The following is a 26,227-nucleotide window of genomic DNA, read 5'->3' as shown; positions in this document are numbered from 1 at the left end:
GGCATCAGCCCGCGATCGCCCTGCGCAGGCGTTCTTCGAAGGCGCGCACCTCTTCCCGTTTGTCCTCGAGTTCGATCTCCAGGGTCGGCGGCAGCGTCGCCGTGGTGTGCGCGGCCGCCCTGACCTCGAGGTTGGCAAGGGCTCGCCGGGCCATGCGCAGCACTCTCACCAGCGTCTTGGCATCGGGGTTGAGCTCGACTGCGAGAGCAAGCCGTGCTTCCTCGACCTCAGGTGGAACTCTCGCTGGGCGCGGGGCCGACAGCCCGGCTGTGATCGCCGACCGCAGGGCGCTCAAAACATCTTCTCGCGGCTGCCCTTTTGTCGCGTCGAAATAGTGTACGAGACGTAACACGTCCGGCAGTTGTACGGGCTTAATCAGCACAGGAAGGACAATCTTCGCTTGGCCGTCGGGGTCGCGACCAAGTGCATGAAAAAGCTCGGCCCGGCAAATGGGAGAGGAGATGTACTCGGCTGACAGGAGGACGACCACCGCACGGGAGGAATAGATCGCGCTTACCAGCGCGGAGAACCAGGCGTCACCGACTTGAACAGTACTCTGATCTCGATACACCGACAGGCTCGACAGCGTTCTCTCGAGATCAACCGCGAAATCAACGTCATGACGGCTGTAGCTGATGAAAACGTCATACGTCGAAGTCACAACTTCCTCCGAACGGAAGCCCAACATGGCGCGAATGCGAGATGAGACAACCTACTTCCATAATGGCGAAGCCGTCGAGATCCTCGTCGAGGGATTCCTGGACGATCCCTTCTTCCTCTGGACGACCCCCGACGAACGCACCCGGCGTGCCCTGCTCGAGGCGACGTTCTCGCTGGCCGTGAAGGCGGCAGACGCCCAGGGGTTTCTGCTGCTGGACGAGCGCGGAGTCGTCATTCTCCTGCCGCCGGGACGGCGACTCTACGACGAGGAGGAGGCCGCGAGGGCGCAAGAACTCACCCTCAGGGCCTTCCAGCGGCCGACGGTGCTGCTGAAGGACTATCGCCGCAGGCTGCAGGCGGCTGATGTGGACGACACGGCTGCGTGGTATCTCCAGTATTTGGCTGTGCCGGCCGCGAAGCGCTCCCAGGGCTGCGGGAGTTCCCTGATGAGGGACATTCTCTGCCACGCCGCCGGATCCCCCCTGTGGCTGCACACCGGTCGTCCCGCCAACCTTCAGTTCTACGCGAGATTCGGCCTCGATGTCGTCGCCACCATCCCGTGCGAACCGGAAGGCCCCTACGTCTACACCCTTATGCGGACGACCTGACCTTCACAGCAGCGTCGGGGCCACGCTCCCGGTCCGAGCCGCACCCTGGAGCGCGAACCCCTCGTACTCCTCGATGTCGATCTCGATGACGTCGGGCGGCCCTCGGCTGCCCAGGAAAGCGGATCGCCAAGGTGCCCGTTAAGGGAAGCCAGACCCCGGCGGTGGTCGGCGGAGCTCTTACTGCAAGGACTCCAGGCGGCGGAGCAGGTCGAAGGCGGGTCTGTCCACCGACCGCTTCGTGTTGCTGAGCACGATGACGGCCACCTCCTTCTCCGGGTTGAATCCCACGAACGAGGAGAACCCGCCGGTCATCCCGTTGTGCCAGATCTGGAGGCCACCTCCTTGCCGAGGGTGCAACCGCTGGCCCATCCAGCCCAGATGTATCCAGGCGAAAGGGTTGATCTGGTGCTTGGCCTGACGGCTGAGCCGGATCGCCTCGGCGATCCCAGTGGACTCGGGGGTCAATTGGGCCTGCACGAAGGTGACCAGATCCGCGGCCGTCGAGCGCAACGCGCCCGCTCCGGCCAGATCAGCCAGATGCCAAGGTGGGACAGGTCGCCGACGTCGGGTGTGCCCTTGGACGAGCCGGACCTGCCGATCGGCGATGCCGGTGTCGGCCAGCCCCAAAGGCTTGCAGATCTCCCGAACGACCAACGTCTCGTAGTCGGTGCCGGTCCGGTGGGCGAGTGCCAGCCCCAGCAGGCCCGCGCCGAGGTTGGAGTAACGAAATCGGCGCCCGGGCGTGGCACCCAGCCGGGTTCCGGCCAGACCATGCAGCAGGAATTCGGCAGTGCAGCCGGCGTAGGGATCCGGTTTCGACGGGCGTAGCAATGCCTCGACGAGCATGCCTTTGGGCAGACGGGGCAGGCCCGAAGTGTGGGTCGCCAACTGCCGAAGGGTGATCTCCTTGCCGTCTCGCGACGGCACTCGCGTCCCTTCAGGCAGCAACGCGGCCAGCGGCTCGTCGAGCTCGACCACGCCTGTCACGGCCAGTTGCGCCAGGGTCAGCGCCGTGAACACCTTGGTCACCGAGCCGATCTGGAACAACGTGTCGGCACCAGGAGCACCTTCGGTTTGTCCGGAGCCCCGGATCTCCGTCGAGTTTCCCGCCACAGCGGCGACTACCACGCCCACATGCCGTGCCGTGAGCTGGCCAACGGTCTCCGCTACCAGACCGCTCAGATGCGTCATATCGGACAATCTATAGATCTACCGCCGCCTCTGAGGCCCTCGCGCTCGGAGCCGTAGGGCTCGCGCTGGGGCACTACAGACCGTCGTGGCTTTGCAGGCCAGCTGACCCCGAGGTCCAGCTTTGTCGCTACCCCCGCCGGTCGGGCTCGATGACATGGCGGAGTTCCGCGGGCCGGCCGTTCGCGCCAAGTTTCACAACCTGGTAGACGAGGCCTGCCCCCGGGGGTGTCCGGGGCGGAGCATCGGTAGGCGTTCGTGGAAGGTAGTGCGTGCCGCGGTGACCGAGTTCGTTGATCGCGTAGCTGAGAGTGCCCTCGAGCGGCCCGTCGAGAAGGAGCCCAGCACAGAAGTCGATCTTGGGCATGTGGGTCAGGCGGTCCAGCCCGAAGCGGTTCTTGATCTCTTCATCGGTGAGATCCGGGTCGATGCGTTCGATGGTGCCGTCGGAAATACTCAGCAGGCGACGGCCGTGCGCGTCTGCGACTGCGCTCACGACACCGACTCGATCAATCACCCTCCGATCGTCCCATCGTTGCGACTCCCGCTACCAGCGGGATCAGTTCGCCAGAGCAGCGGAGTCCCCAGCCGCCAACGCGGTGCCCAAACTCACCAACATTGACAGGCTCCGTGAACGACCGGGTCCGCTTCATTGCCGCGTTCGACGTGGCGGGTCCCAGCATCAGGTGCGGGGCCATCACGTCGATGGTCTCACCGCCGATCCGCCACCTGCGCCGGTGGCGGCCTTCAGCCGGTACGGTCGTCGGCGTCCGGTGAACGCGAGCTCTTGCCGACCGCCTGGCCGACGATCTGACCTGATCACCTTAGGCTTCCGCGGGTTCCCCGGATATCCGCTCAGAACATTCCGGCGCTACGGAGCGTCACAACAACCGGAGGGCAAGAGCTCGGTCGGATGGCGATGCGGGGCGGCGATGGACAAAACCAGGGGCATGCTCGTCGCGGTGCAGATCGCGCTGGCCTGGAGCGCTGGGTCGATCATCGCGACCACGGCACTCTGTGTTGGCGTCGTCGCCTTCTTCTCGGGTGCTCTGTCGATCGTCGCCCTTGTTGCGGCGCTGGTCGTGCTGGGCGCGGTCGGACTGCTGTTCCTCGTGGCCACCGCGTCCCGAGAGGCGTCCCCGCTCACTTCGACGCGGGGGCGGCGGCTGGGGTGGGCACTCCTGGTGTTCGCGGGCGGAATGGGCGCGTGGTGGTCGGGCGCGGTGCTGAACTCCACGCTCAGGCTGCCTCTGGGCTCCGACCCGCTGCTGATGGTGGTCGCCAGCGGAGCCGGATTCGGGCTCTGCGCCGCGATTCTCGCCGGTCGGTGGTTCACGCTGGGCGCACTAATGATCAGCATCGGGCTCGTCGCCGGGGGCGTGCACCTGACGAGTCGTGAGCAGGCCCGGCAACAGGAGCAGGCGTGGCAGGAGGTGGCCGCGCCCGAACAGGAACTCGCGTACACCACGTCGATCGCCGGCTACCACATGCATCACGACGGCATGACCGCCTTCTTCACACCCCAGAACCCCGGGGTGGAGCGGGTATGGCAGGACCATGCCATCGCCCTGAACACCGAGCGCGGCGAATACTCCACCAAGGCGTGCGGTGAGCCGGAGGTCGTGGTCATGTTCGGGCGCAGCGAGCACGTCGAGTGCACGGTTGAGCGGCCTGGGCTGTGGTACCGCAGTGGGCGCATCCCGGAGCCGAAGTGGGGCTGCCCCTGCGGCATTCACGAGTACGTGATGCAACGCGGCGCCCGGTTCGTCCGGATCGGAAGCTCGGACGCGATTCCCAAAGAGACGCTCCGGGATGCCATCGTCCAGGCGCGGCCGCTCACCGAGGCGGAGCTGCGCAAGACCATCCCGACCTCCATGCGGCGAGGCGGGTGAGAACCGTCACGCGCGGACCTCGATGACCAGGCTTACCAGTGTCTGGATGCGGACTACCAGCTCCAAGCACGTTCCTGGCACCGGCATGTGGACCACGCGCACCGACGGTGCTGTGGGTGTCGTACTCGGCGGCACCCGTCAGGCGCTGACCTTCAGCTGGTGGACGCGCTGCTTGGACATACCCATGACACGTGCCGTGTCTGGTTCCGACCAATGACTCGTGAGAGCCTTAGCGACCTTGACGGCCAGCTCCGCGGCACGCTTGGTGTGAGCCTCGGCCAGTTCCTTTTCACGGTGGTATTCGGCCACCACACCCGCCACGTCCTCGGGCAGGTCGAAGACGAACTCCACACCGGGGGTGTCCTCGGGCCAAGCCCAGGCGTGGATCTCCGCCAAGTCACGCTCCATCTGCGACAAGGAACCGGCCACGCCGACCCCCTCGGTCTCCCCAGTTGGGCAACGCGACACCCACCGCCCATTCTCGTAGGTGATGACATAGGTGATCGTCTTGCTCATCGGCTCATCCTTTCGGTGACCGCCTCCAGGCGCTTGAGGGCTTCGCGAAACAGCTCAGGGTCGCGGTCCGGGTTGGCAGGGATCATGACGGGAACCGAGATGACGCCATCCTTGATCACGCGCAGCGCGCACATGTCGCCCTTGAGGTGGTACAGCCAGTCAGCGGTGGCTCCTGCGGCGGCCACTATCGCCGCGACCTCGGCGAGCTGGCACATGTGTGGGGGAAGGTCCTCGGTCACGTAGATGAGGATACTGCATTAGGAGGCAGGCTCCTAATAAAATTGGAGCGACGCGCGCGGCTGCGCGGGACTTCCGAATAAGGTTCCTCTCAGACCTCGTTCGTCCGGCGCGGACATGGTCAGGTCAGGCCGGGGACTCGTGCGTCTCCCGGACGACGGCATGGATAGCGACTCCCGGGGCACTCGGGGAGGAAGCGGCGCTGTGCCTGTTCGTCGGGCGGGGACAGCGTGATGGCCGCCTTGTCCGGCTCGCGCAGGACAGAGGCGACCGTATGCAAGCGAGACAGAGGCGACCATGTGGGAAAGGGCGCGGGCTACCGGCCGGCCAGCCAGGCCGGTTCGCGGGTCATGGTGGGCTCCGGGAAGGCGGCGCGGGTGAGCATGGCCTGCGCAACGCTCGCCTTGAGCAGGGCCGCGATCCGTACGACAGGCACCAGGGTCAGGGCGAACAGAGCGCCCACCGCCGCGTTGACGACCACGAACATCACGTCGCTGTCACCGAGCCCCAGCCACTCCGGGAGGCCGTGCTCGACGCCGGGTATGGCGGCGATGGCCCAGCCGTAGATGGGGAAGGTCAGACCGGCGATGGCGCCGGCCCACCACACGGCGGTGAGGACGAAGGCGGCCAGCGAGAACGGGAACGCGATGATCCCGTACAGCAGGTCCATCCACGCCTGGCCGCTGGTCAGCGGGTTCATCACGCGGCGGAACCAGCCGGCGCCCTCCGGGGCGGGCGGGTACGACGGGCGGTCGACATGGTGGCCGAGCACCCCGGGAAGCGCGACGCGTTCCAGGTCGGCGAGGTGCCGGGACGCGGCGGCGGTCGCGGCGAGCACGGGCAGGCCGATGAAGGCGACAGCGCTGCCCAGGCCCGCTGAGACCCCGGTGACGGTGACGGCGAAGGACGCGACGGCCGTCGGGAGACCGAGCAGGGTGTAGCGGGTGTCGGTGCCGAGACGGTGCTGGAGGGCTCTCATGCCGAGAACGTTATGAGGCAGGACCAGGCCGGATCGAACCTGCGTACGGCCCAGTCCATGGTAGGGACAGCCCTACCGGAAGCCGCGGTCGGCACGGTCGCGGCGTAAGGCGTCCAGACGGTCGAAGTCCAGGTCGTGGACCGAGTACGGCAGGAGATCCCCGAGCCGACCGACAAAGAGGGAACGGGCGCGGACGCCACTGACCAGGACTTGACGACCTCCTTACCGACGCAGGCCCCTCCCCGGATCTAGCCTTGAAGGGAGGGGTCAAGTCATGGTCACCAATGTCGTGCTCTTGCTGATCGTCGTGATCACGGTCTGGCTGGCGGTCAGCGGCGTCAGGATCGTCAATCAGGTCGAGCGTGGCGTGGTCTTCCGCTTCGGCAAGGCCCAGCGGGAGGTCCGCCAGCCAGGGCTCACCTTGCTCATCCCGGTCGTGGACCGGCTGAAGAAGGTGAACGTACAGATCGTCACGATGCCGGTGCCCACGCAGGAGGGCATCACCCGCGACAACGTCTCGGTCCAGGTTGACGCCGTCGCCTACTTCCGGGTCGAGGATCCGCTGCGGGCTGCCATCGCGGTGCAGAACTACCTGTTCGCGATCGAACAGGTGGCGCAGACTTCACTGCGCTCGATCATCGGCAAGAGCGATCTGGACGACCTGCTCTCCAACCGCGAGGAGCTGAACAAGGGCCTGGCGCTGATGATCGACAGCCCTGCGCTCGGCTGGGGCATCCACATCGACCGCGTGGAGATCAAGGACGTCCATCTTCCCGAGGGAATGAAGCGATCCATTGCCCGCCAGGCCGAGGCCGAGCGGGAGCGCAGGGCCCGAGTGATCACTGCGGACGGGGAGTTCCAGGCCGCGCGGAAGCTCGCCGACGCCTCGGCCATCATGACGGAGTCCCCCGGCGCGCTGCAGCTGCGCCTGCTGCAGACCGTGGTGGAGGTGGCGGCCGAGAAGACCTCCACGCTGGTGATGCCGCTGCCCGTGGAGCTGCTGCGCTTCTTCGAGCGCTCCACGGCAAATGCTCCGGCCGCGGAGGCCGCCAGCTCCCCGGAACAGCGTCCCAAGGAGCAGCCGGCCGTGACGGACTCCGCCGCGCCCGAGCTGGCCCCGCCAGGGCCTTCCTTCGAACGTTCCGCCGCGGAACCGGCCGTGGAGAGCGGCGCCCCGCGCCTTGGAGATCCTTGAGCAGCTTGACCACCTGGTCATAGTGGCCCGCGCGGAGCGGTGCTGCGGTGTTCAGCCCGGCGTTCGAGGAGCCGGATGGTGCTGGTAACGGCTCAGGAACATGTCCACGCCGTCGGTGATGAGCTGGTCTGCGAGGTCCTCGCGGAGAGCGGCGCCGAATGATCCCACGATCAGGTGCGGGTAGATGGTCAGGCCGAAGAACTGGATGACGGCGACCTCGATATCGGCGATGGCCAACTGCCCGCGTTCGCACAGATCGCCGAACAGCTCGCCGAGGGCGGCGACGGAGCGGGCCGGGCCGCGTTGCTGATAGGCCTTGCCGAGCTCGGGAAAGCGACGCAGTTCACCGGTGACGAGGTTGCGCAGCGCCAGCCTCGACGGATCGGTGGCCGCGGCCACCAGGGAACGGGCGGTGCGGATCAGCGCCTCGCGCGCGTCCTCGGCGTCGGCGAGGTGTGCCCGGACGTCGGCCAAGCTCGCGTGCGCCTCGTCCATGGCCTGCCCGACGACCTCGGTGAACAGCTCCTCCTTGCTGCTGAAGTGGTTGTACACGGTCACCTTGGACACGCCCGCCGCAGCGGCGATCGCGTCCATGCCGGTGTCGAAGCCCTCGCGGACGAACATCTCCCCCGCGGCGGCCACGATGGCCTGCCGGTTGCGTTCGGCACGCTTGCCGGACGGCGCCGGTGATCTGCTGGTGTCTCTGGCCACGGTCTCCATACTACCGCGAACTGAACTCTTGAGTACATGACATCTTTCCTGTACGGTACAGTTCAGTTGCACGGGCCGGCACAGCGGCCCCCGTTCTCAGGAGAACCCGATGCACCTCACCGCCACCGCCCAGACCCTGCGGGTCCCCGGCGCCCGCCTGCACTACCAGGTGCGGGGCCAAGGCCCGCTGGTGGCGCTCGTCGGCGCCCCGATGGATGCCGACGCCTTCGAGCCGTTGGCCCACCTGCTCGCCACCGACCACACCGTGCTCACCACGGACCCCCGCGGCATCAAACGCAGTGTTCTGGACGACCCCGACCAGGACTCCACGCCCGAACTGCGCGCCGACGACCTCTCCCGGCTCCTGACCCATCTCGATGTCGGACCGGCCGCGGTCCTGGGCTCCAGCGGTGGCGCCATCACGGCGCTGGCCCTCGCCCAGGCTCACCCCGAACAGGTCCACACCGTCATCGCCCACGAACCCCCGCTCGTCGAACTACTCGACGATAGCGACCAGATCCACGCGCAGACCGACGACATCATCGCCACCTACCTCGCCGGCGACGTCATCGGCGCCTGGGCCAAGTTCATGACCCAGGCCAACATCACCATGCCCGAAGGCGCGATCGAGGCGATGTTCGGAGGCGAACGCGATCCTCAGGTAGTCGCCGACGAACGCCGCTGGTTCGCCCACGAACTGCGCGCGACCACCCACTGGCGGCCCGACCTGGACGCCCTCCGCTCGGCCGCGACCCGCATCGTGGTCGGCATCGGCGACGACTCGGCCGGGGAGGAATGCGACCACACCTCCCGGGCACTCGCCGCGGCACTGGGCATCGAGCCCACCATGTTCCCCGGCGGCCACACCGGCTTCGCCGAAGACCCCGACCACTTCGCCACCCCGCTCCGCGCGGTCCTGCACGAGAGCTGAAGAAACCGACTGGGGCTAGGACGACGGACGGGGACTGATGAACAGGTACGTCACTCGACCGGATCGGTGCGCAAGAAGGCAGGCGGCTCGGCCTTCCATTCCGAGGCGTCCAAGGCGTTGAGTGCCTCGGCGATGCTGCGTTCCTCATAGCCGAAGTGCGATTCCACGATCGCTCTCAGGCCGTCCAGCTCCCCGCGAACGCGCCGCGCCTCCTGTGGATCGGCGCCGGTCTCCGGGTCCAGTCCCTCGACCAGCTCTCGTAGCCGGTGCAGGATGTCGGAGACCAGTTTGTGGTCCTCGCGGAGTTTGTCCAGCACAGGCGTGAGTTCGGGATGCCGCGTGGCCAATGCGGGGAACGCGCCATCGTCCTCGCCGGTGTGGTGCCGTTCCAGTGCCGTGCAGAAGCTCAGGCAGTGCGCTCGCAGCTCGCTCGGCCGCGCGCCGCCGGCGAGATAGGCGTCCACGTCGTCACTGAGGCGGGCGAGCTCCGCGCGGAGCCAGTCATGAACTTCGATCAGCTGGTCACCGAACGCCGCCAAGCGCGCGTCGGGCCTGTCGTACGTCTCCATTGCCGCCCAATCTTGGGTCCCGTCGTACCTGCGGTCAAATCGCCTGCTGGCCCACGACCTGCGGCCGGCACCCCGTCAGGCACAGGTCATCCCCACTTTGGTGGCGGCGACGCTCGTGACCGCCGTCATCGGCGTCTTCGGGGTCGCGGTCTGTGCCGCTGCCCTCGTGGGCACAGTGGTTCACTGTCCTCCTGATCTGGGGCGTGGGTCTGAACGCGGTCGGCGCGGTGTGGCTGAGCCGCCGGAAGACGAGATCTCAGCGCTAAGAGCCGTCGAACCATCCCGCAAAGTACTCGCAGCCGCCGAGCTCCTCGCCGGGTTCGAACCGGGCCGCCCACTCGTTCACCTGACCCGGCGTGGGATCGCCGCCCAGCCCGGCCGCCGCCAGCGGCGGCAGCTTGCCGAGCCGCCGCCATTGCTCGGGCGAGAGCGTGAGCGAAAGCAGCCCGTTCAGCTCGCCGATCACGCCGAGGTCCTGGACCGTGCCCTCCGCCAGCTCGACTCCTTCCAAGTGCGGGAACGTCCGCAGCACGCCGAGATCGACGGGTTCCTTCGTGCGGAGTGTCACCGCGCGCAAGGTCGGATGTCCGGCCAGCGGGCTCAGGTCGGCCGCGGCCAGCTCCAGCCGGAGCGCCTCCAGCGGGGCGTCGTGCAAGGGGCGCAGATCGACGGGGCCCTCGCCGAACAACGCCACCTGCCTGAGGTGGGGCGCGCCGCGGACGGACTCCAGATCGAGGTTCCTGACGTTGTCGACGACGAGGGACTGAATCCTGCGCGGCTTCTTCGGGATCGGGGCCTCCCCGCGCCAGAAGGTACGCGTGTCGTCCAGGTAACTCGGAAGCCTGGCGCCCACGTCGAGGTAGCCGTCTCCTTCCTCGTAGTCGCCCCGGTCGAGTGCCTCCACGAGCCGGCGCAGCATGGTCGTGACGGAGTCGGCGACGTAGACGGGCGCGCCGTCGTAGTGGATTCCGACGCGGATGACCTGGCCGGGGCGGCCCGCGGGCCCCGGGTCCATGTCAACCGCCAGGTAGTCGCCGCCGGTGCTGGTCGCGAACGGGATCCAGTGCGGGTTGCTGAGCTGCCGTCGGATGGCGCCGGGCGGCTCGCCGTCGCCGGTCATCGAATGGAGCGGGTCGTCCGTCCATTTCCGCTCGGGGCGATGGTGGATGTAGGTCGTCGTGGACTCCAGGGGGAACCACAGGTGGCCGTGGAAGAGCCCGATCTCGTCGTCGCCGTCGGCCTCGCCGTACAGGGCCGTCAGGTCGGGGGGCAGGTCGCCGGGGAAGGCGTCCAGCAGCGCGGTCCGCTCCGCCGGGTCCAGCGGATCGGGCAGGAGTTCCTCCTCCCCGAGGATGTCGGCGCGTCTTCTCACGTACTCCCGGAACAGCCGGACGGCCTCCTCCGGGTCGCCCGCCGGTGTCGGGTTCAACGGCGGGGCCTGGTCGGCGCCGGGCTCGCGGGGCAGCGTGTCAGGGCGCAGGACGTACAGGAACCGGCCCGAATCGTCCCGGGTGATCGCTCGACTGGTCACCGCCTCGAACCGGCCCGAGGGCTCGACGGCCAGCTCGACCATCAGATCCGCCGACGAGGCACCGCTGAGCCGGTAGAGCTGCGCCAGCCCGCCGAGGGCGACGCGCATGTCCCCGATGGTGCCATCGGGCATCTCGTATCCCGTGCCGCGCTGCCCCGAGTAGGACGGGCCGCGGTAGGCGTGCACCCATCCTCGCCGCCAGCCCTGCGGAGCGCCTGCCGCGACTTGCGCGGCCATGCTCCGCAGGACCTCGGTCATGGCGTCTTTGCGTTGATCATCCATGCGGGCCAGTTCTACACCCTCCCACCGACGATCAGCCGATGGCCCCAGCTCGGGCCGGCAACTCAGGATCCCTACAGGTCGAAGATGAACTCCACTCAGGCCAAGCTCAGGCGTGGACCTGCGCCAAGTCACGCTCCATCTGTGACAAGGAGCCGGCCACGCCGACGCACTCGGTCTCCCCGGTGGGGCAACGCGACGCCCACCGCCCGTTTTCATGGGTGATGACATAGGTGATCGTCTTGCTCATCGGCTCATCCTCATCCCGACGCCATGAGGCAGCCGGCCACGGCAACTACTGCGGCCGTTTCCTGAAGGGTTCGGTGGGCGTTCCCGCTTCGGCCGGCCAGGAAGATCACCCACAGTGTCCGTTCGGATCCTTACGGTTATACCCAGACCGCGAATCCCTGCAAGTCAGGCCTGTCTGGGTTCATGGAGTTACTGATACATCTCGTCAGCCATAGTTGCTCCCTTTTCCCGGCATTCTCCTGACCGGGCTGGGTGGCGGCTTCTCCGCGGCCTCCAGGTTCACCGTCAAACGGATGACACTGCCTGGTGCGGTGCAACCCCGCACCACACACAAGTCCCGGAACGGGTACGCGGTGCCCCAGGAGATCGGACGACGTCTTCTGGTCAGAAAGGGTCGGCGGCCGCTGAGCTAGGCTCCCGGGGGCAACGCTATGCATTGAGGGGGCAAACGGGATGAGCGGGACGGTCACGGCGGTCAGCAGCAACGGCGAGTACTCCTTCACCAAGCCGAACCGGGAGAGCATCGCGCTCCTCGCCGGGCTCGGGGTGGAGGGGGACGTGCATGCGGGCGTGACGGTCAAGCACCGCTCCCGGGTCGCCCAGGACCCCACCCAGCCGAACCTGCGTCAGGTGCACCTCATCCAGGAGGAGCTTTTCGCCGAGGTCGGCGAGGCGGGTTTCACGGTCAAGCCCGGTGAGCTCGGCGAGAACATCACCACCAAGGGCATCGACCTGCTCGGCTTGCCGGTCGGCACGCTGCTGCACATCGGCGACGAGGCCGTGGTGGAGCTCACCGGGCTGCGCAACCCTTGCGTACAGATCGACAACTTCCAGAACGGTCTGCTCAAGCAGGTCGTCGGCCGCGACGAGACTGGGAGCCTGGTGCGCAAGGCCGGCGTCATGAGCGTCGTCAGGGCCGGTGGCGTCGTGCGTCCAGGCGACATGATCAAGGTAGAACTCCCAGCTGAGCCCCATCGCCCTCTCGACCGGGTCTGACTCTACGATTCGAGGCAGTCCTCGCCGGCCCATCGTGGCCTACGAGCGAGGTCGTGGCCAACGCGCGAACGATGATGTGCTGTGTTCAGCGGCAGGCCGATCAGGCGGCGATACCTTCTTGACGACGATCGTGTCCGGGGACCAGCTTCTCCAGGTCGTCGACACCCGAGGTGAGGACGTCGAGCACAAAGATTCGCAGCGGCGGCTGCCCGTGCACATTCGCTGCGTTCGTTCTCGTGCTGCCTGGGACACGTGACGGTCCTGCTCTGGGAGCCTTTCGTCAGCGATCTGTGTGAGTCACACTTGCGGGATGTCCCCTCGTGTCGCGGTCGTCTTCTTAGCGTTCGCCCTGGTGTCGGGCTGCGGTTCCGGGGCCGCCTTGAGCCAGGCCGTGATCGACCAAGCCCGGCGGCAAGGCGCGGCACCCGATCTGATGTACGTGGTGGACCTGCCGGGATACGAGCTGGCCGAGATGTCCGTGGGTGCGGTCGGCGACGACGGGTTCGGCGCCTTCTACACCGCTCCTGACGGCAAGCGGGTGGAGATGCGGATCGAACGCGGGCAGTACAAATGCTCCGGCACCTGCGAGCGGGACGGGGACAACTGGTTCACGGTGAAGGACGGCCTCCAGGAGTACGTGGCCGTACGCAAGGGCTACCACCTGCGGCTCATCTGCGACGTCGGGCAGATGGACCGGAGCGTGCTGAAGGAGGCGGCGGAAGGAGCCCGCCCGGCTGTCGGCGACGGCGGCACGCCGGCCCCTCCGCCCAGCCCGGTGGAACGCGGGGACCTGCCCAAGAACGGCGACGGCGCGCCGATCCAGCCCACGGGTCCCGGAGGGTGACCGTTCCTCATCCACGGCGCACAGCCCCACCGCGGCACCGTCCCCCCTTCATCGCCCAGCCGCCGCTCCTGCCGGCCAGCCCTCTTGAGCTCGACCGCCGCGACGGTGCGTACTCGCCCGTCGAACGCGCGGTGCTGCTCGGGCTGGCGTGACCGAGCAGGTGCCGGACGCCGGAGCGCGGCACGTATGGGGCGTGCCGCGCGGCCGGGGATGATGCCGGTTACTTACGGCCCAGGGCGCGGAGCTGGTCCAGGCTCACGGAGGAGACGTTCTGGTCCACCGGATTGTCGGTGTACTGGTGGATGGTCCAGCTCTTCCACGGCGGGGGCGGCGTGACCGTGCCTCTGGCCTTGCTGTAGTGGGCGACCCACAACGGATACTGGCCGAGGCCGTCGCCGTACTTGGTGGCGAAGTTCCAGCCGGAGTAGAACAGCGGGGTGACGCCGGTCTTGGCCTTCACCCGCTCCAGCCACGTCTTGGCCCAGGCGTTGACGTGAGCCGCGGACTTGCCGTCGGTGGTCTCCAGGTCCAGGGCCAGGAGGTCGCCGGGCTTGGCCGGCTGCCGGTTCACCACCGACAGGAAGAAGTCGGCCTCGGCGACGGGGTCGCTGGCCGGGTGGGCGTAGTGGTAGGCGCCGCGCACGATGTTCCGCCCGGCCATCTCGGCCCAGTGGCGGGCGAAGGCGCGGTCGGTGAAATCGGTGCCCTCGGTCGCCTTGACGATGCCGAACTTGGCGCCGCTGGCGGCCCAGTCGTGCGTCGGCTGGTAGTTGGAGACGTCCTGGCCGTAGATGAGCTCGTCGGCGTGCGCGGGGCCGGCGACGGACGGGGCTGCTACGGCGGCGGACGTGGCTGCCACTGCGGTGGCCATCGTCGTGGCCACTGCGGTGGCCACCACGGTTGCCACCGCGGTTGCCGCGACCTTGCGGATGATGCCGGGGGTGGCCATGCGGCTGGCCATGATCTTCGGGGCAGAGGTAAGACGGTGGTCGGCCATCGGTCGGGGGTTCTCCTTGCTTCCATACCGCTTACCGGGTTAGCTGACGGGTTCGGGCGTGGAAGCTGCCCTATGGCACCTCGGTGCCAATTCACCCCAAGTACGTACGAGTGGGTCCCCGGCTCCGCCCGCGGGCGGACTCAGCGGTCACAGGTGGGCCTGTGATGTCATGCGATGGTCAAAACACGACCGGCACAAACCGGACGTATGTCGCAAAAGATAATGTATTAACTAAAAGACTGACAAGTGGACAAATCCCTGGTCGGCGAGTTGTGACGTCCTTGTCGGGAGTCGTGTGGCAGCCGGTGCTGAGGCGTCTGATGAGAACCACACCGCTGGACTAAGTGAGATCGCCCCATGGAGCTGGTGGCGCTGAGGTGAAGAAGCGAAGCAGACCCAGGAGGCGGCTGGCCGGAGGGGCCGTCCAGTGGCGTTCGTCCGGGCGGGGAACGGGGTCGGGCAGGCGACCGAGGGCCCACATGAGGTGAAACCAGAGCACACGTGCTTCCCAGGCGGGTGTGTTCGCGGCGGTTCCATCGCCGGCTTCTTGCCGGTAGCCGTCGAGCATGGCCGGGATGCCGGTCAAAGGAATCTTGGCGAACTCGATCGCAGAGTCCGCCCAGTGGGCATCGCCCCAATCCACGATGCCGGTGAGCTGGGCCGTCTCCGGGGAGACGAGCAGGTTCTGCGGAGCGATGTCGCCGTGGACCAGGACCAGGGGCGGGTCGGCGGGGAGATGCACGGAGAGCCGGTCGAACCAGCCGGTGAGCCAGCCGGCCGCCTCCGCGTCGATCCAGCCTTCTGCCAGGAGGCGGCTGGTCAGCGCCCAGGGATCAGCGGTGCCGTCGTCCGTGGGGATGGGGAGATCTGACGCCGTCGCCGGGGACAGCCGGTGCAGCATGGCCAGCTCCCGCCCCACCTGTTGGAAGACGCGGTTCGTCACGGCGGCGGGCAGCGTGAGACGTACGAGATCCGCCCCAGGCGCTCGGGCGAGCACCATGTAGGGCACGTCCACCACCGAGCAGGTGTCATCGAAGGCGACGACATCCGGAGTGCGCACGCCCGCCTTCCGGGCGGCGGGGATGACCGCGGCCTCCTTCACCAGGTCCGGGAGGAACTGCTCGGTCCGTGGGATGCGCAGGACCAGGTCGTTCCCGAGCAGGAAGACATGGTTGGCCACCCCTGCCGGAATGGGCCGCACCTCTTCGGCGGCGAACCCGTGCCGGCCGGCGATGGCGGCCAGCGTCTCGTCACCCATCTCGTATTCCAGCATGATCGAGATGCTGACACGGTCTGCGCTTGCTCTGCTCGCGCTTTTCAGCAGCTGCGCCGGCGTGGAACTTTCACGGTCAAGCGGGCCGCAGGGAGACTCCGAGGAGATCGTTCTTGACGTGATTCGGGCACGTTTGGCCAGCTCGGCATGCGCTTGACAGTCAACAGGCTGGGCTGGGCGGTTATTAGGGCGGTGCGCCCGTGGCTGTACGGATGTGGTGGTCTGCGTTCATTCTGGGATGCGCTCCAGCGGGGCCCTCGAGCGCTGGCGCGTTGCCGCCGTTGCGAAATCAGCGAGGTGAGATCCGAGATGAGATCCATGCCGTGGCTTGCCGCGGCCGGCGCGGCACTCGTCGCCTTGGCCGTAGCGTTGTGCGCCGTCATGCTCACGGGCATTCCGCCCGCGCATGCGGCCGTGGGGCTCCACGTCAGCGGTACGAAGATCGTCGAGGCCAACGGCCAGAATTTCATCATGCGCGGGGTCAACCACCCCCACGTCTGGTTCACGAACCAGACCAGCTCTTTCGCCAACATCAAGGCGCTCGGGGCCAACACCGTGCGCGTGGTACTGGGCAGCGGCAAGCGGTGGGGCCCGTCCACCGACGTCTCCAATGTGATCTCCCTGTGCAAGCAGAACCGGCTGATCTGCGTCTTGGAGGTACACGACACCACCGGGTACGGCGAGGAAGGCGCGGCCGCCACGCTCGACGAAGCGGTCAACTACTGGATCAGCCAGAAGAGCGCGCTCGTCGGCCAGGAGAACCACGTCGTGATCAACATCGGCAACGAGCCGATCGGCAACACCAACGCCAGTCAGTGGATCGGCGCGACCACCGCCGCCATCCAGAAGATGCGCAGCAACGGTTTCGAGCACCTGCTCATGGTCGACGCGCCGAACTGGGGCCAGGACTGGCAGTACGTCATGCGCGACAACGCCCAGACGATCCTGAACGCGGACAGCCGGCACAACACCGTGCTGTCCATCCACATGTACGCCGTCTTCAACAGCGCCGCGGCGATCACCGACTACCTCAACCGGTTCCAGGCCAACGGATGGCCGCTGGTCATCGGCGAATTCGGCTGGCGGTTCGGCGCCAACGAGGTGGATCACGAAACGCTGCTGTCCGAGGCGAACTCGCGGGGTCTCGGCTACCTCGGCTGGTCCTGGAGCGGCAACACTGACCCGATCCTGGACATGGCGGCCGGCTTCGACCCCAACCAGCTCACCACCTGGGGCCAGCGGATCTTCAACGGCGCCAACGGCATCAAGGCCACGGCCAAGGAGGCCACCATCTACAGTGGCGCCACCCCGACCGTGACCACGACCACTCCGACGAGCACGCCCACGTCGTCGGGCTCGTGCCGGGTGGCGTACGCGATGAACACCTGGAACACCGGCTTCACCGGCGATATCACGATCACCAACACCGGCAGCGCGGCGATCAACGGCTGGCGGCTGGTGTTCACCCTGCCCAGCGGCCAGACCATCACCAACGGCTGGAGCGCTTCGTACTCGCCGGCCGGCGGTCAGGTCACCGCCACCAACGCCGGCTGGAACGGCAACCTCGCGCCGGGCGGCTCGGCCACCATCGGCTTCCAGGCCACCCACACCGGCAACACCACCGAACCGACCTCCTTCACCCTCAACGGAGCCGCCTGCCAGGTGGCATGACGTTGATGCCTGTGCCGTGGATCAGCTACTGCGCTGATCGCGCCTGGACCTTGGCGGTGTCGAACTCGACGTATTCGATGACGGCGCCGCCAGGGTGACGGATTGTCAGGTTGCGTCCGGTGGGGACCTCGTTGGGGCCGTCGAGGGTTTCGCCGCCCTCGCGCTCGACGATGGCGAAGACCTCGTCGAGGGAGTCCACGATGGTGGTGGCCTGCACGTCGCGGTATGGCGCGAGCGCCTGCGGCGTGCCCGCGACCAGGAGATAGTTGCCGATGCTCGCCAGTTCGAGGTCCCGATAGGCGAAGCGCAGTCCCGGCCGGGCGGCGGTGAGCGCTTCGAAGGTGGGCAGGGCGGTGTCCAGGTCGTCGACGTACACGCGGGCGTAGGCGGTGAGAACGGCCATCACGAGACTCCTGATCATTTCCATATTTCCGAAATATGGAAATGACCTTAGACTATCCGGGTCGGGACTCGCCAACACCGGCAGGCGACAGGAGAGTGGGATGCGATCGATGCCCGAGCCGAAGGCGGCAGACCTGGACCTGATCGCCGTGCTGCACGCGCTCGCCGACCCCGTCCGCCTGGAGCTCGTGCGCAGGATGGCCGCCGACGGGGAGGTGTCCTGCAGCCCGGAGTACTTGGACGTGCCGCGTTCCACACTCTCCAACCACTGGCGCGTTCTGCGGGAGGCGGGCGTCACCTGGACCCGCGCGGAGGGCAAGGCCCGCTACATGACGTTGCGCCGGGAAGACCTGGAGGCCCGTTTTCCGGGCGTACTGGGCACGATCCTTGCGTCCGCCACGACGGCGGTCGTCGGCGCCGCCCCGGCCGACCGCTGACACCCGGGCGTTCCAGGGAGCCGATCGAGGCGGCAGCCCGACCGGCTCGCCGAGAACGTCATGAGGCGGGCCGCAAGGAGTGTTCAGTCCACGTACCTCGACGACGAGACATCAAGCGGGTGGGCGCCACTCATCCGGCGGGGGGCGGTGAGGGCGTCGAGCAGGCCGGGGAACGCCTCGTCCATCTCGGCGCGGCGCAGGGCGTTCATCCGCGAGGTCCCGACGTAGTACTGCCGGATCAGGCCCGCCTCGCGCAGCACCTTGAAGTGGTGGGTGGCGGTGGACTTGCTGACCGGCATGTCGAAAGTGCCGCAGGCGAGGTCCTCTCCGGCGGCGTCGAGCTGCGCGACGATGCTCCGGCGTACCGGATCGACGAGCGCCTCCAGCACCTGCTGAAGGGTGAACTGTGACACCTCGGGGTGCGGCGGCGTACGTCCCATGGCCGAATAGTACGACACTCATCGAAGTTTGACAGCGATCGTACTTCTGCGTCACAGTGGCTCCCGGTCGACAGTGAGCGGAGGACGGTGGCATGGCAAGGACGGTGCGGTTCCACGAGATCGGCGGGCCCGAGGTGATGAGGCTGGAGGACCTGGAGACGGGCGAGCCGGGACCGGGCGAGGTGCGGATCCGGGTGGACGCGATCGGGCTCAACAGGGCCGAGATGTTGTTCCGGCGCGGCCAGTACATCGAGCCGGTCAAGCAGTTACCGGCCCGGCTCGGCGCCGAGGCCGCCGGTGTGATCGAGGCGGTCGGTCCGGAGGCGGCCGGGTTCGAGGAGGGGCAGGCGGTCAGTGTCGTACCGGCCTTCTCGCAAAACGACTACGGCGTCTACGCCGAGCAGGCGATCGTGCCGGCGACGGCGCTGCTGCCCCGCCCCGACGGGGTGGACGCGGTGTCCGGGGCGGCGGTGTGGATGCCCTACCTCACCGCCTACGGCGCGCTGGTGGAGGTGGGCGGCATGCGGGCGGGCGACGTGGTGGTGCTGAACGCGGCCTCCAGCAGCGTCGGCCTGGCCGCCGTCCATACCGCCATCCGCGTGGGTGCGACCCCGATCGCGATCACCCGCACCAGCGCCAAGAAGGAGCGGCTGCTCAAGGAGGGAGCCGCCGAGGTGATCGTGTCGGACGAGGAAAACGTCACCGAGCGGGTGCTGGCGCTCACCGGAGGCAAAGGCACCGAGTACGTCTTCGACGCCGTCGCAGGACCGGGCGTGATGGACCTGGCCAGGGCCGTGGCCCCCGGCGGAACGCTGTTCCTGTACGGGGCGCTGAGCGGGCAGCCGACCCCCTATCCGGGGTTCGACCTGGGCATGCCCGCGCTGAACGTGCGCACGTACACGGTGTTGGAGCACACCAGGGATCCCCAGCGGCTGCGCCGGGCCGCGGCGTTCGTCGCCTCGGGCCTGGGCACCGGGGCCTTCCGCCCGGTGGTGGATCGCCTGTTCCCGCTGGAGGAGATCGTGCAGGCCCATCAGCACATGGAGTCCGACGCCCGGTTCGGCAAGATCGTGGTCACCGTGGACCGCTGACGCCGGCTGGAGATCAAGCGGCGCAGAAACAGCGGGCCGTGCACGCGCCACGGCAGCGCAGAGGTAAGGCAGGCACTACCAGAGATCAGGGTGCCGGCAGCAATGCCGCTCGTTGTGGCCATATCTAGGATTTCGGCATGGCTTTGTCTGTCCATCACGCCAAGGGTGACCCGCAAGTCTCAATGATGTCCTCACGGGCGACTCCATGGATCACCCGAGGCCGGTACGACCGGATCACTCAGAATTGAGCGTCATGAAGGTGGAGAGAACGGCGATGATCGCGGGCCTTGTTGGGCTCGTGGCGGTGTTGACCGGTTGCGGCGTCAGCGGCCCGCTGGATGAGGACGCCGTGTCGTACGACGTCACCGACAAGGTCGCGGCGCTGCACGTCGAAGCCGACTCCGGGACCGTCGAAGTGGTCGAGTCAGATCGTCGGGGCATCCGCGTGACGGAGCGGCTGAGCTGGCGCAAGAGCAAGCCGGAGACCAGCCACAAGCTGCAGGGTGACACGCTGAAGCTGACGTTCACCTGTCCCGCCACGTGGGGGTGGGGCGCCATGGGCACGTCCTGCGACGTGAGCTACCAGGTGGAGGTGCCCAAGGGGCTCCGCGTCAAGGTGGGCTCCGACTCGGGGGCCCTGACGCTGAAGAACCTGTCGGGCGCGGTGGAAGCCACCACCGACTCCGGCGCCATCGAAGGCAGCGGGCTGACGGGCATGCAGGTCGTCACGAAGACCGACTCGGGCGATATGACCCTGGCCTTCGCGGGGCAGCCCGGCAAGGTCACGACCTCCACGGATTCGGGTGACACCGTGATCCATGTGCCGCAGGGGCCGTACAAGATCGTGGCCAAGACAGACTCCGGCAACAAGGACATCAAGGCCGCGAGTGCCCCCTCGGCCTGGCGTTCGATCGAGCTGTCCAGCGACTCCGGGAACTTGGCGGTCGTGACACCCTGACGGGCGCCTCCTGGAGGCCGGCTGGTGGGAGCGAGAGCGTCATGGCAGCAAGCCGCGGCCATAGGCGGCGGCCACGGCCGAGGCACGATCGGAGACGCCCAGCTTCGTGTAGATGTGCGCCAGATGCGTCTTTACCGTCGTCTCGCTGATGAACAGCGCCGCGGCCGCCTCCTTGTTGGTGCAGCCCCGCGCGACCAGCGCAAGGACAGTGCGTTCGCGTTCGCTCAACTCAGCGGGCGCGGACGCGGGCATGCGGACCCGATCGAGCACGCGGGCGGCCACGGCCGGGGACAGCACCGTTTCTCCCACCGCCGCTGCGCGCACGGCTCGGAAGACCTCCTCCCGCGGCGAGTCCTTGAGCAGGTAGCCGATCGCGCCTGCGGTCAGCGCGGGCAGCACGTCCTGGTCGCCGTCATAGGTGGTCAGGACGAGCACGCGGGCCGACGGCACCCGCTCCGCCAGCAGTCTGATGAACTCCACTCCTCCGAGACCGGGCATGCGCAGATCGGTCAGCACGACGTCGGGACACTCCCGCACCGCGACGGCCAACCCTTGTTCCCCGTTGCCCGCTTCGCCGACGACCTCCAGGTCAGCCTGTTCGACGAACATGCCACGCAGGCCGTCGCGCACCACGGGATGGTCATCCACGATCACCAGCCGTACGCTCACGTCGCCCCCTGCTCAGCCGCGATGGGGATGGCGGGGACCGTCACGCTGATCGCGGTGCCTTGACCGGGCGCGGACTCCACCTCGATGTTCCCGGCGAGCCTCACGACCCGCTGCCGCATCGCGGTGAGCCCGAACCCTCCGCCGCAGGCGTCCGAGGGGGTGAACCCCACCCCGTCGTCCCGGACATCGGCCACCACCACATCCTCCATGTACGACAGGGTGACGCCGGTCTTGCCCGCAGTGGCGTGGCGGGCCACGTTGGCCAGCGCCTCCTGTACCGCCCTGAACAGGGTCATCTCGACCTCGGGGTGCAGCAGCCGGGCCGTGCCCGTGACGGTGAACGTGGCGGGCAGCTCGTGCGCGGCGCTCCAGCCGGAGATGCGAGGTCGGGAGCGAGCTGGCGCTCGCGTTCCCCGACCGGCCTTAACCGCAGGGTGGAAGCCACGTTCCCTCCTCAGCTCGATGGATTCCCACCGAGTGTGCAAGGAGGGCACTGATCGCCGAATCGTGCGTCAGGGCGCAAGTAGCCGACGGCCGGACGATAGCGCCTATCCCCCATTCGGAGGATGCCTCTGGGCCCTGTCTGTTCGCCCTCGCGGCGAAGAGGAGCTCGCTTGCCGGCTGTTCCGCACGGGGCTGCGGACCCCACACGGGATACCTGTCCCGCAGATGTCGAACCGGCGTGGGGCCGGCGCCCGACTGCGAGGCGCCGGCCCCCGGCCGGCCGGAACTAGCTGTGTGTCACATCACCCATCCAGACGTAGCCCTCTTTCTCCAGAGGCACCCAGGCCTGTTCCGCGATCCTTCGTACGACTTCGTCGGTGGCCTTCTTGTCGTAGTCGAGCTTCTCCCCGTATCTCGTGCGGTAGAGGATCTCGTAGTCCGGTCCCGGTCCGGATCGCACCGGTGCGCCCTCCGGATCTGCGACGACGAGGTCGATGCCGGGTTCCGGTTCCGGCTGCGCTGGTACGGGCGCGGTGCGTACGGCGGCTCCTTGAGCGGCCGCGGCGTTGGCCTGCGTGAGACCGAGCAGGCCGGTGGCGCCTACAGCACCGGCGAGGACGAAGGTGATGGCGGATGTGCGCATGACGCGTACCCCCAGATACTGCCGTTTTCGAACACTCGCCCGACGGGGCGAACTGCTCCTTGCAGTACGGACCAGCGTGCCCCAAGCAAGGTGGAGCCATGGCAGCCGGAGGCTCAAAAGCGGCCCAACCTTCCGCCAGCCTCCGCTACCGCCGCTGAGCGACGGCGTCGGCGAGTCTGGCCACCTCCGCGTTGTAGCGGCGGCGCAGGTCGATTCCTTGGCGGATGGCGGCGAAGGGCGGCAGCTTGGCGTCGTCCAGGCGTACCGGGATGAAGCGCGCCGACCCGTTGTACACCTGGGTCAGCAGCGCCGCGTAGTCGTCCATCAGCTCCGCGTCGCCGACCGAGCTGCGGCTGAACAGCAGCGCTCCGTGCGCCGTCCCCTCGATCGCCTCCCCCTTGGCGATCAGCCGGACGACGCCGGGACCGACGGACCACTCGTCGAAGAAGACGGTCAGGCCGTGCACGGTGCTCAGCCGCCTGGCCAACCGCCGGGCCGCGGCCGCGTCCGGCTTGACGTAGGAGATGAACAGGTCGTACCGCTCGCCGGCAGGCTGGGAAGGGGGCGTGCGGCGCAGCCTGGTGAGCCACGCCGCGCACAGCGGCACGATCGCGATGACCGCGGCGACCGCCGCGATCCACTCCTGGATCACTCCCCCTGCTCCAGCTGCTGGTTGTCCTGCTTCACCTCGCGCAGCCGGCCGAGCATGTCGCGCAGCGCCATCAGCGGCAGGAGATCGGAGTCGCCGGCCGCGCCCGTCACGATCTCCGGCGGCTTCATGCGGGACATGGCGTCCGCCAGCTGGATCAGCGCGTACGTCTCCCGCCCCAGCGCACCGACCTCGGCCTGGGTGTCGAGCGCCGTATGGCGGATCTCCGACAGGGCCTTGGCCTTGTCGATCTCCTCCTCGACCCTGATGAGGCTGTGGGTGATCTGCAGGGTCTGGCCGCGCAGCTGCTCGTTGGCAGTCTCCTGGAGCAGCGCGTTGAGCTTGGGGTCAGCGGCCTCCACGGAGCCGAGGTTGGTCTGCAGCGCCTCGACGCCCCACTCCTCCAGCGCCGCGCGGACCTTGGCGGCGAAGGCGGTGCGCGTCTCGGTGTAGCGCCTGAGGAATCCGTCGATCGTCCCCGAGGTGGCCATGCCGCTGAAGTACGCCGCCACGGTGGAGCCGAGCACCCTCTCCACGAAGCGCTGCACCGGCCGGGGATCGTCGTACAGCCCGCCGAGCGGCGAGTCCCCCGTGCCGCCGAACTCGCTGACCAGCCGGGGCGCGGCCGACTCCGGGATGCGCAGCGTCTGGTCCATGTCCACGTGCAGCTGGTAACCCTGCACGGTGACGACGATGCGGCCGAGCTCGGCGTCGAAGTTGCGCGACTCCGACGCGATCTTGTCGCGCCATTCGAGGATCATCACCCGCGTCGGGATGGGCACGACCCGGACGAACCACGGGTTCAGGGCGAGGACGGAGCCCTCCTTGAGGGTCTCCTCCTGCACGCCTCTGGTGCCGCCGCGAGCCAGGAACTCCCACGGCTTGCGGAAGCTGCTGTGCCCCTCGACGGGCCGGCCCATGGCCGTGCTCTGGGCGCCGTCGAGCGTGATGACCACGCCGGTGTAGCCGATCCGGATCGCCACCTCCTTCAGGTGCTCGGCGGTCAGTCCGTCCTCGGCCTCGTCGACGTTCTCGACGGTGATGACCTTGAACAGCCACGGGTTGATGTCGTAGGAGGCGCCGCCGGGCAGCACCGCGAGCTGCTTGCCCTGCTCCCCGCCCGAGTCGAGGAACGCCGCGCCGTCCTGGAAGTGATCGCACTCGACGTGCCGGCCGAACGGCCGGTCGGACGGCGGGATGCGGCCCTCCTTCGCGTGCACGAGCCCGACGGTGCCGCGCGGCACGTACGTACGCGGCACGAGCTCGACCGTGAAGAGCCGGGTGTTGATCAGGTACGAGGTGTCGCCGTCGAGCGTGGCGACCTGGCGGCCCTGCTCGCCGCCGTTGAGCAGGAACGCCTGGCCGTCCTGGAAGTTGTCGCACTCCTTCACGTACCGGCCGAGCGCCTGGCCACGCGGTCGTGGCCGGCCCTCGTGCGCGGTGACCAGCCCGATCATGCCCGCGGGAATGCGGATGCTCTCGACGTACTCCACCGAGTACAGACCGGGCGGCATCCAGGTCACCAGCCCCGGCGCCAGCGCCCTGGCCTGCACGCCCTTCGTGTTGCCCGGCGCCACCCGCGGGAAGGCCGCGTCCTTGCGGCCCAGCCGGCGGGTCACGACGCCGACGTGGTTCTCGGGCACCACGAGCCGCCCGGCGAAGGCGATATAACCGGCACCCCCCACGAGCGCCAGGAGTACGAGGGTGAATATGATCATGTGGTTTCCTCCCACGCGCGTAGCCTGAGGTGGACGGCGAGGACGGTGGCCGCCCACTGCTCGTACCAGTCGAAGAACTTCTCGTTCTGCGGATTTCGGAGGGTCGGGAAGAACCCCGAGCAGGCGGACCTGGCGGCGAAGTCGCGGTAGTGGCGCGGCATTTTGGCACGTTCCGAAGCGCGCCAGCCGTAGGCGAGCTGCTGCCTCAGGAACTCGATGTCCAGCCCCATGCGCACCTTGACCCGCTCGACCTGCACCCGGAAGCCGTGCCTGCCGTGGGTGTGCTCGGCCCAGAGCGCGTCGATCCCGCTCAACAGGTGGTACGGCAGCGCCGCGCCGTGGTGCTCGGCCAGCCAGCCCTCCTCCAGCCGGTCGGCCGCCTCCAGCAGGATCGAGGTCGTCAGCAGGTCGGCGTGCCGGTAGTCCTCGGCCTTGAGCATGCCGTCCAGCCTGGCCAGCGACGCGGCGGGCGGCAGCCGCAGCGCGCGCACGGGCGGCGTGGCCAGCGGGGCGGGCAGCACGCTGCCGGGCTCCAACGGCCGGCCGGCGGTGTGCGCTTGGTGCAGGCGCCGCAGGATCGCCAGCTCGTCGTCGCCGAGCAGCCTGCCGTCCCTGGCGTCGACGTACCAGGTGTGGGCCAGGTGGTAGTTCCGCTGGCCGTGGAGGAGGATCGGGATGAAGTGGCGGGCGTGCAGCTCGCCCTCGATGATCATGCGGGTGATGTCGTCGGAGTCCTGCGACTGCGGGGACATCAGCACGATCACGCCGACCGCGTGCCGCAACTGCCGCCTGATCTGCCAGAACTGCAGGTCGCCCGGCTCCAGGCTGCCCAGCCACCAGACCGGCAGGCCCGCGCCGCGAAGCTGCAGCACCAGCCGCAGCGCGTAGTCGTGGTCGGCCCCCACGTGGCAGACCACGAAACTGTCCTGCTCGGGGCAGGTCAGCGGGCGGGGCGGCGACGGCAGCGCCGCCTGGAGGTTCTCCGGCGCGGAGCTCTCTTCCGCCCGGCCGAGAATGGTGTCGATCAGCTCGTCCACCTTGGCGTCGTAGTCCTCCCCCGCGACGCCCCTGAAGTCGCGCCAGACCCGCCCTCGGGCGAACGCGGGCAGCTCGGCGTCGCCGATGAGCACGGGGATGAACCGGATGTCCCGCCCCATCAGCGCCGCGTGCTCCTCCATCGCCCTGGGCGAGCGGAACAGCGCGGGACTGACGACGGCGACGCAGGACATGGAGTCCCTGATCGCCTCGTCGAGTCTGTGGAGCACCACGTCGCCGGGGCGCACGTTCCACTCGTCGAAAAAGACGGTCAGGCCGCTTTCTATGAACTTCCTCGCCAGGGTCCTCGCCCAGACGACGTCCTCACCCGCGTAGGAAACGAATACGTCGATCAACGGCATCTCCTTCTTGGGGAGATTGAACGCTGACGGCCCGCGCAGAAGGAGCGGACGGC

General features: G+C 68.1%; 30 protein-coding genes and 1 riboswitch. Of the genes, 10 read left to right on the top strand and 20 right to left on the bottom strand.

The genetic code is table 11. The features are described 5' to 3' along the window. Positions 1-4: 4 nt before the first annotated feature. A complete protein-coding gene (locus ACTMTI_RS40115) occupies positions 5-688 on the bottom strand; it encodes a toll/interleukin-1 receptor domain-containing protein (protein ID WP_441126006.1) in 684 nt (227 codons plus the stop codon). A gap of 7 nt (positions 689-695) precedes the next feature. Here ACTMTI_RS40115 and ACTMTI_RS40110 point away from each other — a divergent pair, with 7 nt between their 5' ends. Next, on the top strand, positions 696-1,268 hold the full coding sequence (locus ACTMTI_RS40110) for a hypothetical protein (RefSeq protein WP_441126005.1): 573 nt from the start codon (positions 696-698) through the stop codon (positions 1,266-1,268). A 177-nt stretch (positions 1,269-1,445) separates the two neighbouring features. On the opposite strand, the gene ACTMTI_RS40105 is transcribed toward ACTMTI_RS40110, so the two are convergent. Together ACTMTI_RS40105 and ACTMTI_RS40100 are read right to left on the bottom strand one after the other, a co-directional pair. Then, positions 1,446-2,459, bottom strand: a complete 1,014-nt coding sequence (locus ACTMTI_RS40105) for a serine hydrolase domain-containing protein (protein WP_441126004.1) — start codon at positions 2,457-2,459, stop codon at positions 1,446-1,448. A 127-nt stretch (positions 2,460-2,586) separates the two neighbouring features. Then, positions 2,587-2,952, bottom strand: coding sequence for a hypothetical protein (locus tag ACTMTI_RS40100; protein ID WP_441126003.1), 366 nt, complete (start codon positions 2,950-2,952; stop codon positions 2,587-2,589). Between the two features lie 436 nt (positions 2,953-3,388). Here ACTMTI_RS40100 and ACTMTI_RS40095 point away from each other — a divergent pair, with 436 nt between their 5' ends. Continuing rightward, on the top strand, positions 3,389-4,348 hold the full coding sequence (locus tag ACTMTI_RS40095) for a hypothetical protein (protein ID WP_441126002.1): 960 nt from the start codon (positions 3,389-3,391) through the stop codon (positions 4,346-4,348). Between the two features lie 138 nt (positions 4,349-4,486). Here ACTMTI_RS40095 and ACTMTI_RS40090 read toward each other — a convergent pair whose 3' ends face one another. The 3 genes from ACTMTI_RS40090 to ACTMTI_RS40080 all read right to left on the bottom strand — a co-directional run bounded on the left by ACTMTI_RS40090 (position 4,487) and on the right by ACTMTI_RS40080 (position 6,080). Next, a complete protein-coding gene (locus ACTMTI_RS40090) occupies positions 4,487-4,864 on the bottom strand; it encodes a hypothetical protein (RefSeq protein WP_441126001.1) in 378 nt (125 codons plus the stop codon). Beyond that, positions 4,861-5,103: a hypothetical protein gene (locus ACTMTI_RS40085; RefSeq protein ID WP_441126000.1), complete on the bottom strand. Its 243-nt coding sequence runs from the start codon at positions 5,101-5,103 to the stop codon at positions 4,861-4,863. Before ACTMTI_RS40085 ends, ACTMTI_RS40090 begins: the two co-directional genes overlap by 4 nt. A gap of 314 nt (positions 5,104-5,417) precedes the next feature. Next, complete coding sequence (locus tag ACTMTI_RS40080; protein ID WP_441125999.1) at positions 5,418-6,080, bottom strand: sensor domain-containing protein; 663 nt, start codon at positions 6,078-6,080, stop codon at positions 5,418-5,420. 274 nt (positions 6,081-6,354) lie between these two features. Here ACTMTI_RS40080 and ACTMTI_RS40075 point away from each other — a divergent pair, with 274 nt between their 5' ends. Next, positions 6,355-7,275, top strand: a complete 921-nt coding sequence (locus tag ACTMTI_RS40075; RefSeq protein WP_441125998.1) for an SPFH domain-containing protein — start codon at positions 6,355-6,357, stop codon at positions 7,273-7,275. A gap of 51 nt (positions 7,276-7,326) precedes the next feature. Here the strand turns inward: ACTMTI_RS40075 and ACTMTI_RS40070 are convergent, their stop codons facing one another. Continuing rightward, positions 7,327-7,986 carry a TetR/AcrR family transcriptional regulator gene (locus ACTMTI_RS40070; protein WP_441125997.1) on the bottom strand — a complete coding sequence of 220 codons (660 nt, stop codon included), beginning with the start codon at positions 7,984-7,986 and terminating at the stop codon, positions 7,327-7,329. A 109-nt stretch (positions 7,987-8,095) separates the two neighbouring features. Between ACTMTI_RS40070 and ACTMTI_RS40065 the strand changes: the two genes are divergently transcribed. Continuing rightward, complete coding sequence (locus tag ACTMTI_RS40065; protein WP_441125996.1) at positions 8,096-8,917, top strand: alpha/beta fold hydrolase; 822 nt, start codon at positions 8,096-8,098, stop codon at positions 8,915-8,917. Between the two features lie 50 nt (positions 8,918-8,967). Here the strand turns inward: ACTMTI_RS40065 and ACTMTI_RS40060 are convergent, their stop codons facing one another. The 3 genes from ACTMTI_RS40060 to ACTMTI_RS40050 all read right to left on the bottom strand — a co-directional run bounded on the left by ACTMTI_RS40060 (position 8,968) and on the right by ACTMTI_RS40050 (position 11,546). Next, positions 8,968-9,486, bottom strand: a complete 519-nt coding sequence (locus ACTMTI_RS40060) for a hemerythrin domain-containing protein (protein ID WP_441125995.1) — start codon at positions 9,484-9,486, stop codon at positions 8,968-8,970. 262 nt (positions 9,487-9,748) lie between these two features. After that, on the bottom strand, positions 9,749-11,299 hold the full coding sequence (locus ACTMTI_RS40055) for an SMI1/KNR4 family protein (RefSeq protein WP_441125994.1): 1,551 nt from the start codon (positions 11,297-11,299) through the stop codon (positions 9,749-9,751). A gap of 106 nt (positions 11,300-11,405) precedes the next feature. Beyond that, complete coding sequence (locus ACTMTI_RS40050) at positions 11,406-11,546, bottom strand: hypothetical protein (protein ID WP_441125993.1); 141 nt, start codon at positions 11,544-11,546, stop codon at positions 11,406-11,408. Positions 11,547-11,998: 452 nt separating this feature from the next. Between ACTMTI_RS40050 and ACTMTI_RS40045 the strand changes: the two genes are divergently transcribed. Beyond that, a complete protein-coding gene (locus ACTMTI_RS40045) occupies positions 11,999-12,541 on the top strand; it encodes an MOSC domain-containing protein (protein ID WP_441125992.1) in 543 nt (180 codons plus the stop codon). 310 nt (positions 12,542-12,851) lie between these two features. Next, entirely contained in the window at positions 12,852-13,385 is a 534-nt protein-coding gene (locus ACTMTI_RS40040; protein ID WP_441125991.1) for a hypothetical protein, read from the top strand. Positions 13,386-13,605: 220 nt separating this feature from the next. Here ACTMTI_RS40040 and ACTMTI_RS40035 read toward each other — a convergent pair whose 3' ends face one another. Both ACTMTI_RS40035 and ACTMTI_RS40030 read right to left on the bottom strand, forming a co-directional pair. After that, positions 13,606-14,382 carry a glycoside hydrolase family 25 protein gene (locus ACTMTI_RS40035; protein WP_441125990.1) on the bottom strand — a complete coding sequence of 259 codons (777 nt, stop codon included), beginning with the start codon at positions 14,380-14,382 and terminating at the stop codon, positions 13,606-13,608. Between the two features lie 13 nt (positions 14,383-14,395). Then, a riboswitch (cyclic di-AMP (ydaO/yuaA leader) is annotated at positions 14,396-14,538 on the bottom strand. Positions 14,539-14,722: 184 nt separating this feature from the next. Beyond that, complete coding sequence (locus ACTMTI_RS40030; RefSeq protein ID WP_441125989.1) at positions 14,723-15,655, bottom strand: phosphotransferase family protein; 933 nt, start codon at positions 15,653-15,655, stop codon at positions 14,723-14,725. 318 nt (positions 15,656-15,973) lie between these two features. On the opposite strand from ACTMTI_RS40030, the gene ACTMTI_RS40025 reads away from it, so the two are divergent. Further along, a complete protein-coding gene (locus ACTMTI_RS40025) occupies positions 15,974-17,326 on the top strand; it encodes a cellulose binding domain-containing protein (protein WP_441125988.1) in 1,353 nt (450 codons plus the stop codon). A 25-nt stretch (positions 17,327-17,351) separates the two neighbouring features. Here ACTMTI_RS40025 and ACTMTI_RS40020 read toward each other — a convergent pair whose 3' ends face one another. Then, on the bottom strand, positions 17,352-17,729 hold the full coding sequence (locus tag ACTMTI_RS40020; RefSeq protein WP_441125987.1) for a VOC family protein: 378 nt from the start codon (positions 17,727-17,729) through the stop codon (positions 17,352-17,354). Between the two features lie 100 nt (positions 17,730-17,829). On the opposite strand from ACTMTI_RS40020, the gene ACTMTI_RS40015 reads away from it, so the two are divergent. Then, positions 17,830-18,165 carry an ArsR/SmtB family transcription factor gene (locus tag ACTMTI_RS40015; protein WP_441125986.1) on the top strand — a complete coding sequence of 112 codons (336 nt, stop codon included), beginning with the start codon at positions 17,830-17,832 and terminating at the stop codon, positions 18,163-18,165. Positions 18,166-18,248: 83 nt separating this feature from the next. Here ACTMTI_RS40015 and ACTMTI_RS40010 read toward each other — a convergent pair whose 3' ends face one another. Then, positions 18,249-18,605, bottom strand: coding sequence for an ArsR/SmtB family transcription factor (locus ACTMTI_RS40010; protein WP_441126104.1), 357 nt, complete (start codon positions 18,603-18,605; stop codon positions 18,249-18,251). A 92-nt stretch (positions 18,606-18,697) separates the two neighbouring features. Between ACTMTI_RS40010 and ACTMTI_RS40005 the strand changes: the two genes are divergently transcribed. Both ACTMTI_RS40005 and ACTMTI_RS40000 read left to right on the top strand, forming a co-directional pair. Continuing rightward, entirely contained in the window at positions 18,698-19,696 is a 999-nt protein-coding gene (locus tag ACTMTI_RS40005; protein ID WP_441125985.1) for a zinc-dependent alcohol dehydrogenase family protein, read from the top strand. Positions 19,697-19,949: 253 nt separating this feature from the next. Beyond that, positions 19,950-20,654 (top strand): DUF4097 family beta strand repeat-containing protein, encoded by a 705-nt coding sequence (locus ACTMTI_RS40000; RefSeq protein WP_441125984.1) that lies wholly within the window; start codon positions 19,950-19,952, stop codon positions 20,652-20,654. 39 nt (positions 20,655-20,693) lie between these two features. On the opposite strand, the gene ACTMTI_RS39995 is transcribed toward ACTMTI_RS40000, so the two are convergent. The 6 genes from ACTMTI_RS39995 to ACTMTI_RS39970 form a co-directional block, all read right to left on the bottom strand. Beyond that, a complete protein-coding gene (locus ACTMTI_RS39995) occupies positions 20,694-21,323 on the bottom strand; it encodes a response regulator (protein ID WP_441125983.1) in 630 nt (209 codons plus the stop codon). Next, positions 21,320-21,619, bottom strand: coding sequence for an ATP-binding protein (locus ACTMTI_RS39990; protein ID WP_441125982.1), 300 nt, complete (start codon positions 21,617-21,619; stop codon positions 21,320-21,322). The genes ACTMTI_RS39995 and ACTMTI_RS39990 overlap by 4 nt, the downstream gene beginning before the upstream one ends. A gap of 434 nt (positions 21,620-22,053) precedes the next feature. Continuing rightward, positions 22,054-22,410, bottom strand: a complete 357-nt coding sequence (locus tag ACTMTI_RS39985) for an SH3 domain-containing protein (RefSeq protein ID WP_441125981.1) — start codon at positions 22,408-22,410, stop codon at positions 22,054-22,056. A 145-nt stretch (positions 22,411-22,555) separates the two neighbouring features. Beyond that, the gene (locus ACTMTI_RS39980) at positions 22,556-23,062 is read right to left on the bottom strand and encodes a toll/interleukin-1 receptor domain-containing protein (RefSeq protein ID WP_441125980.1); all 507 of its coding nucleotides are present in this window, start codon (positions 23,060-23,062) and stop codon (positions 22,556-22,558) included. Beyond that, complete coding sequence (locus ACTMTI_RS39975; RefSeq protein WP_441125979.1) at positions 23,059-24,777, bottom strand: SPFH domain-containing protein; 1,719 nt, start codon at positions 24,775-24,777, stop codon at positions 23,059-23,061. The genes ACTMTI_RS39980 and ACTMTI_RS39975 overlap by 4 nt, the downstream gene beginning before the upstream one ends. Next, positions 24,774-26,168, bottom strand: coding sequence for a toll/interleukin-1 receptor domain-containing protein (locus ACTMTI_RS39970; RefSeq protein ID WP_441125978.1), 1,395 nt, complete (start codon positions 26,166-26,168; stop codon positions 24,774-24,776). The genes ACTMTI_RS39975 and ACTMTI_RS39970 overlap by 4 nt, the downstream gene beginning before the upstream one ends. Between the last annotated feature and the right edge of the window lie 59 nt (positions 26,169-26,227).

It is taken from the genome of Nonomuraea sp. H19 (genome assembly GCF_052068215.1).
GTDB lineage: Bacteria > Actinomycetota > Actinomycetes > Streptosporangiales > Streptosporangiaceae > Nonomuraea.
The sequence above is the reverse complement of the archived record's forward strand: the minus strand, read 5'-3'. Positions and strand labels throughout refer to the sequence as shown.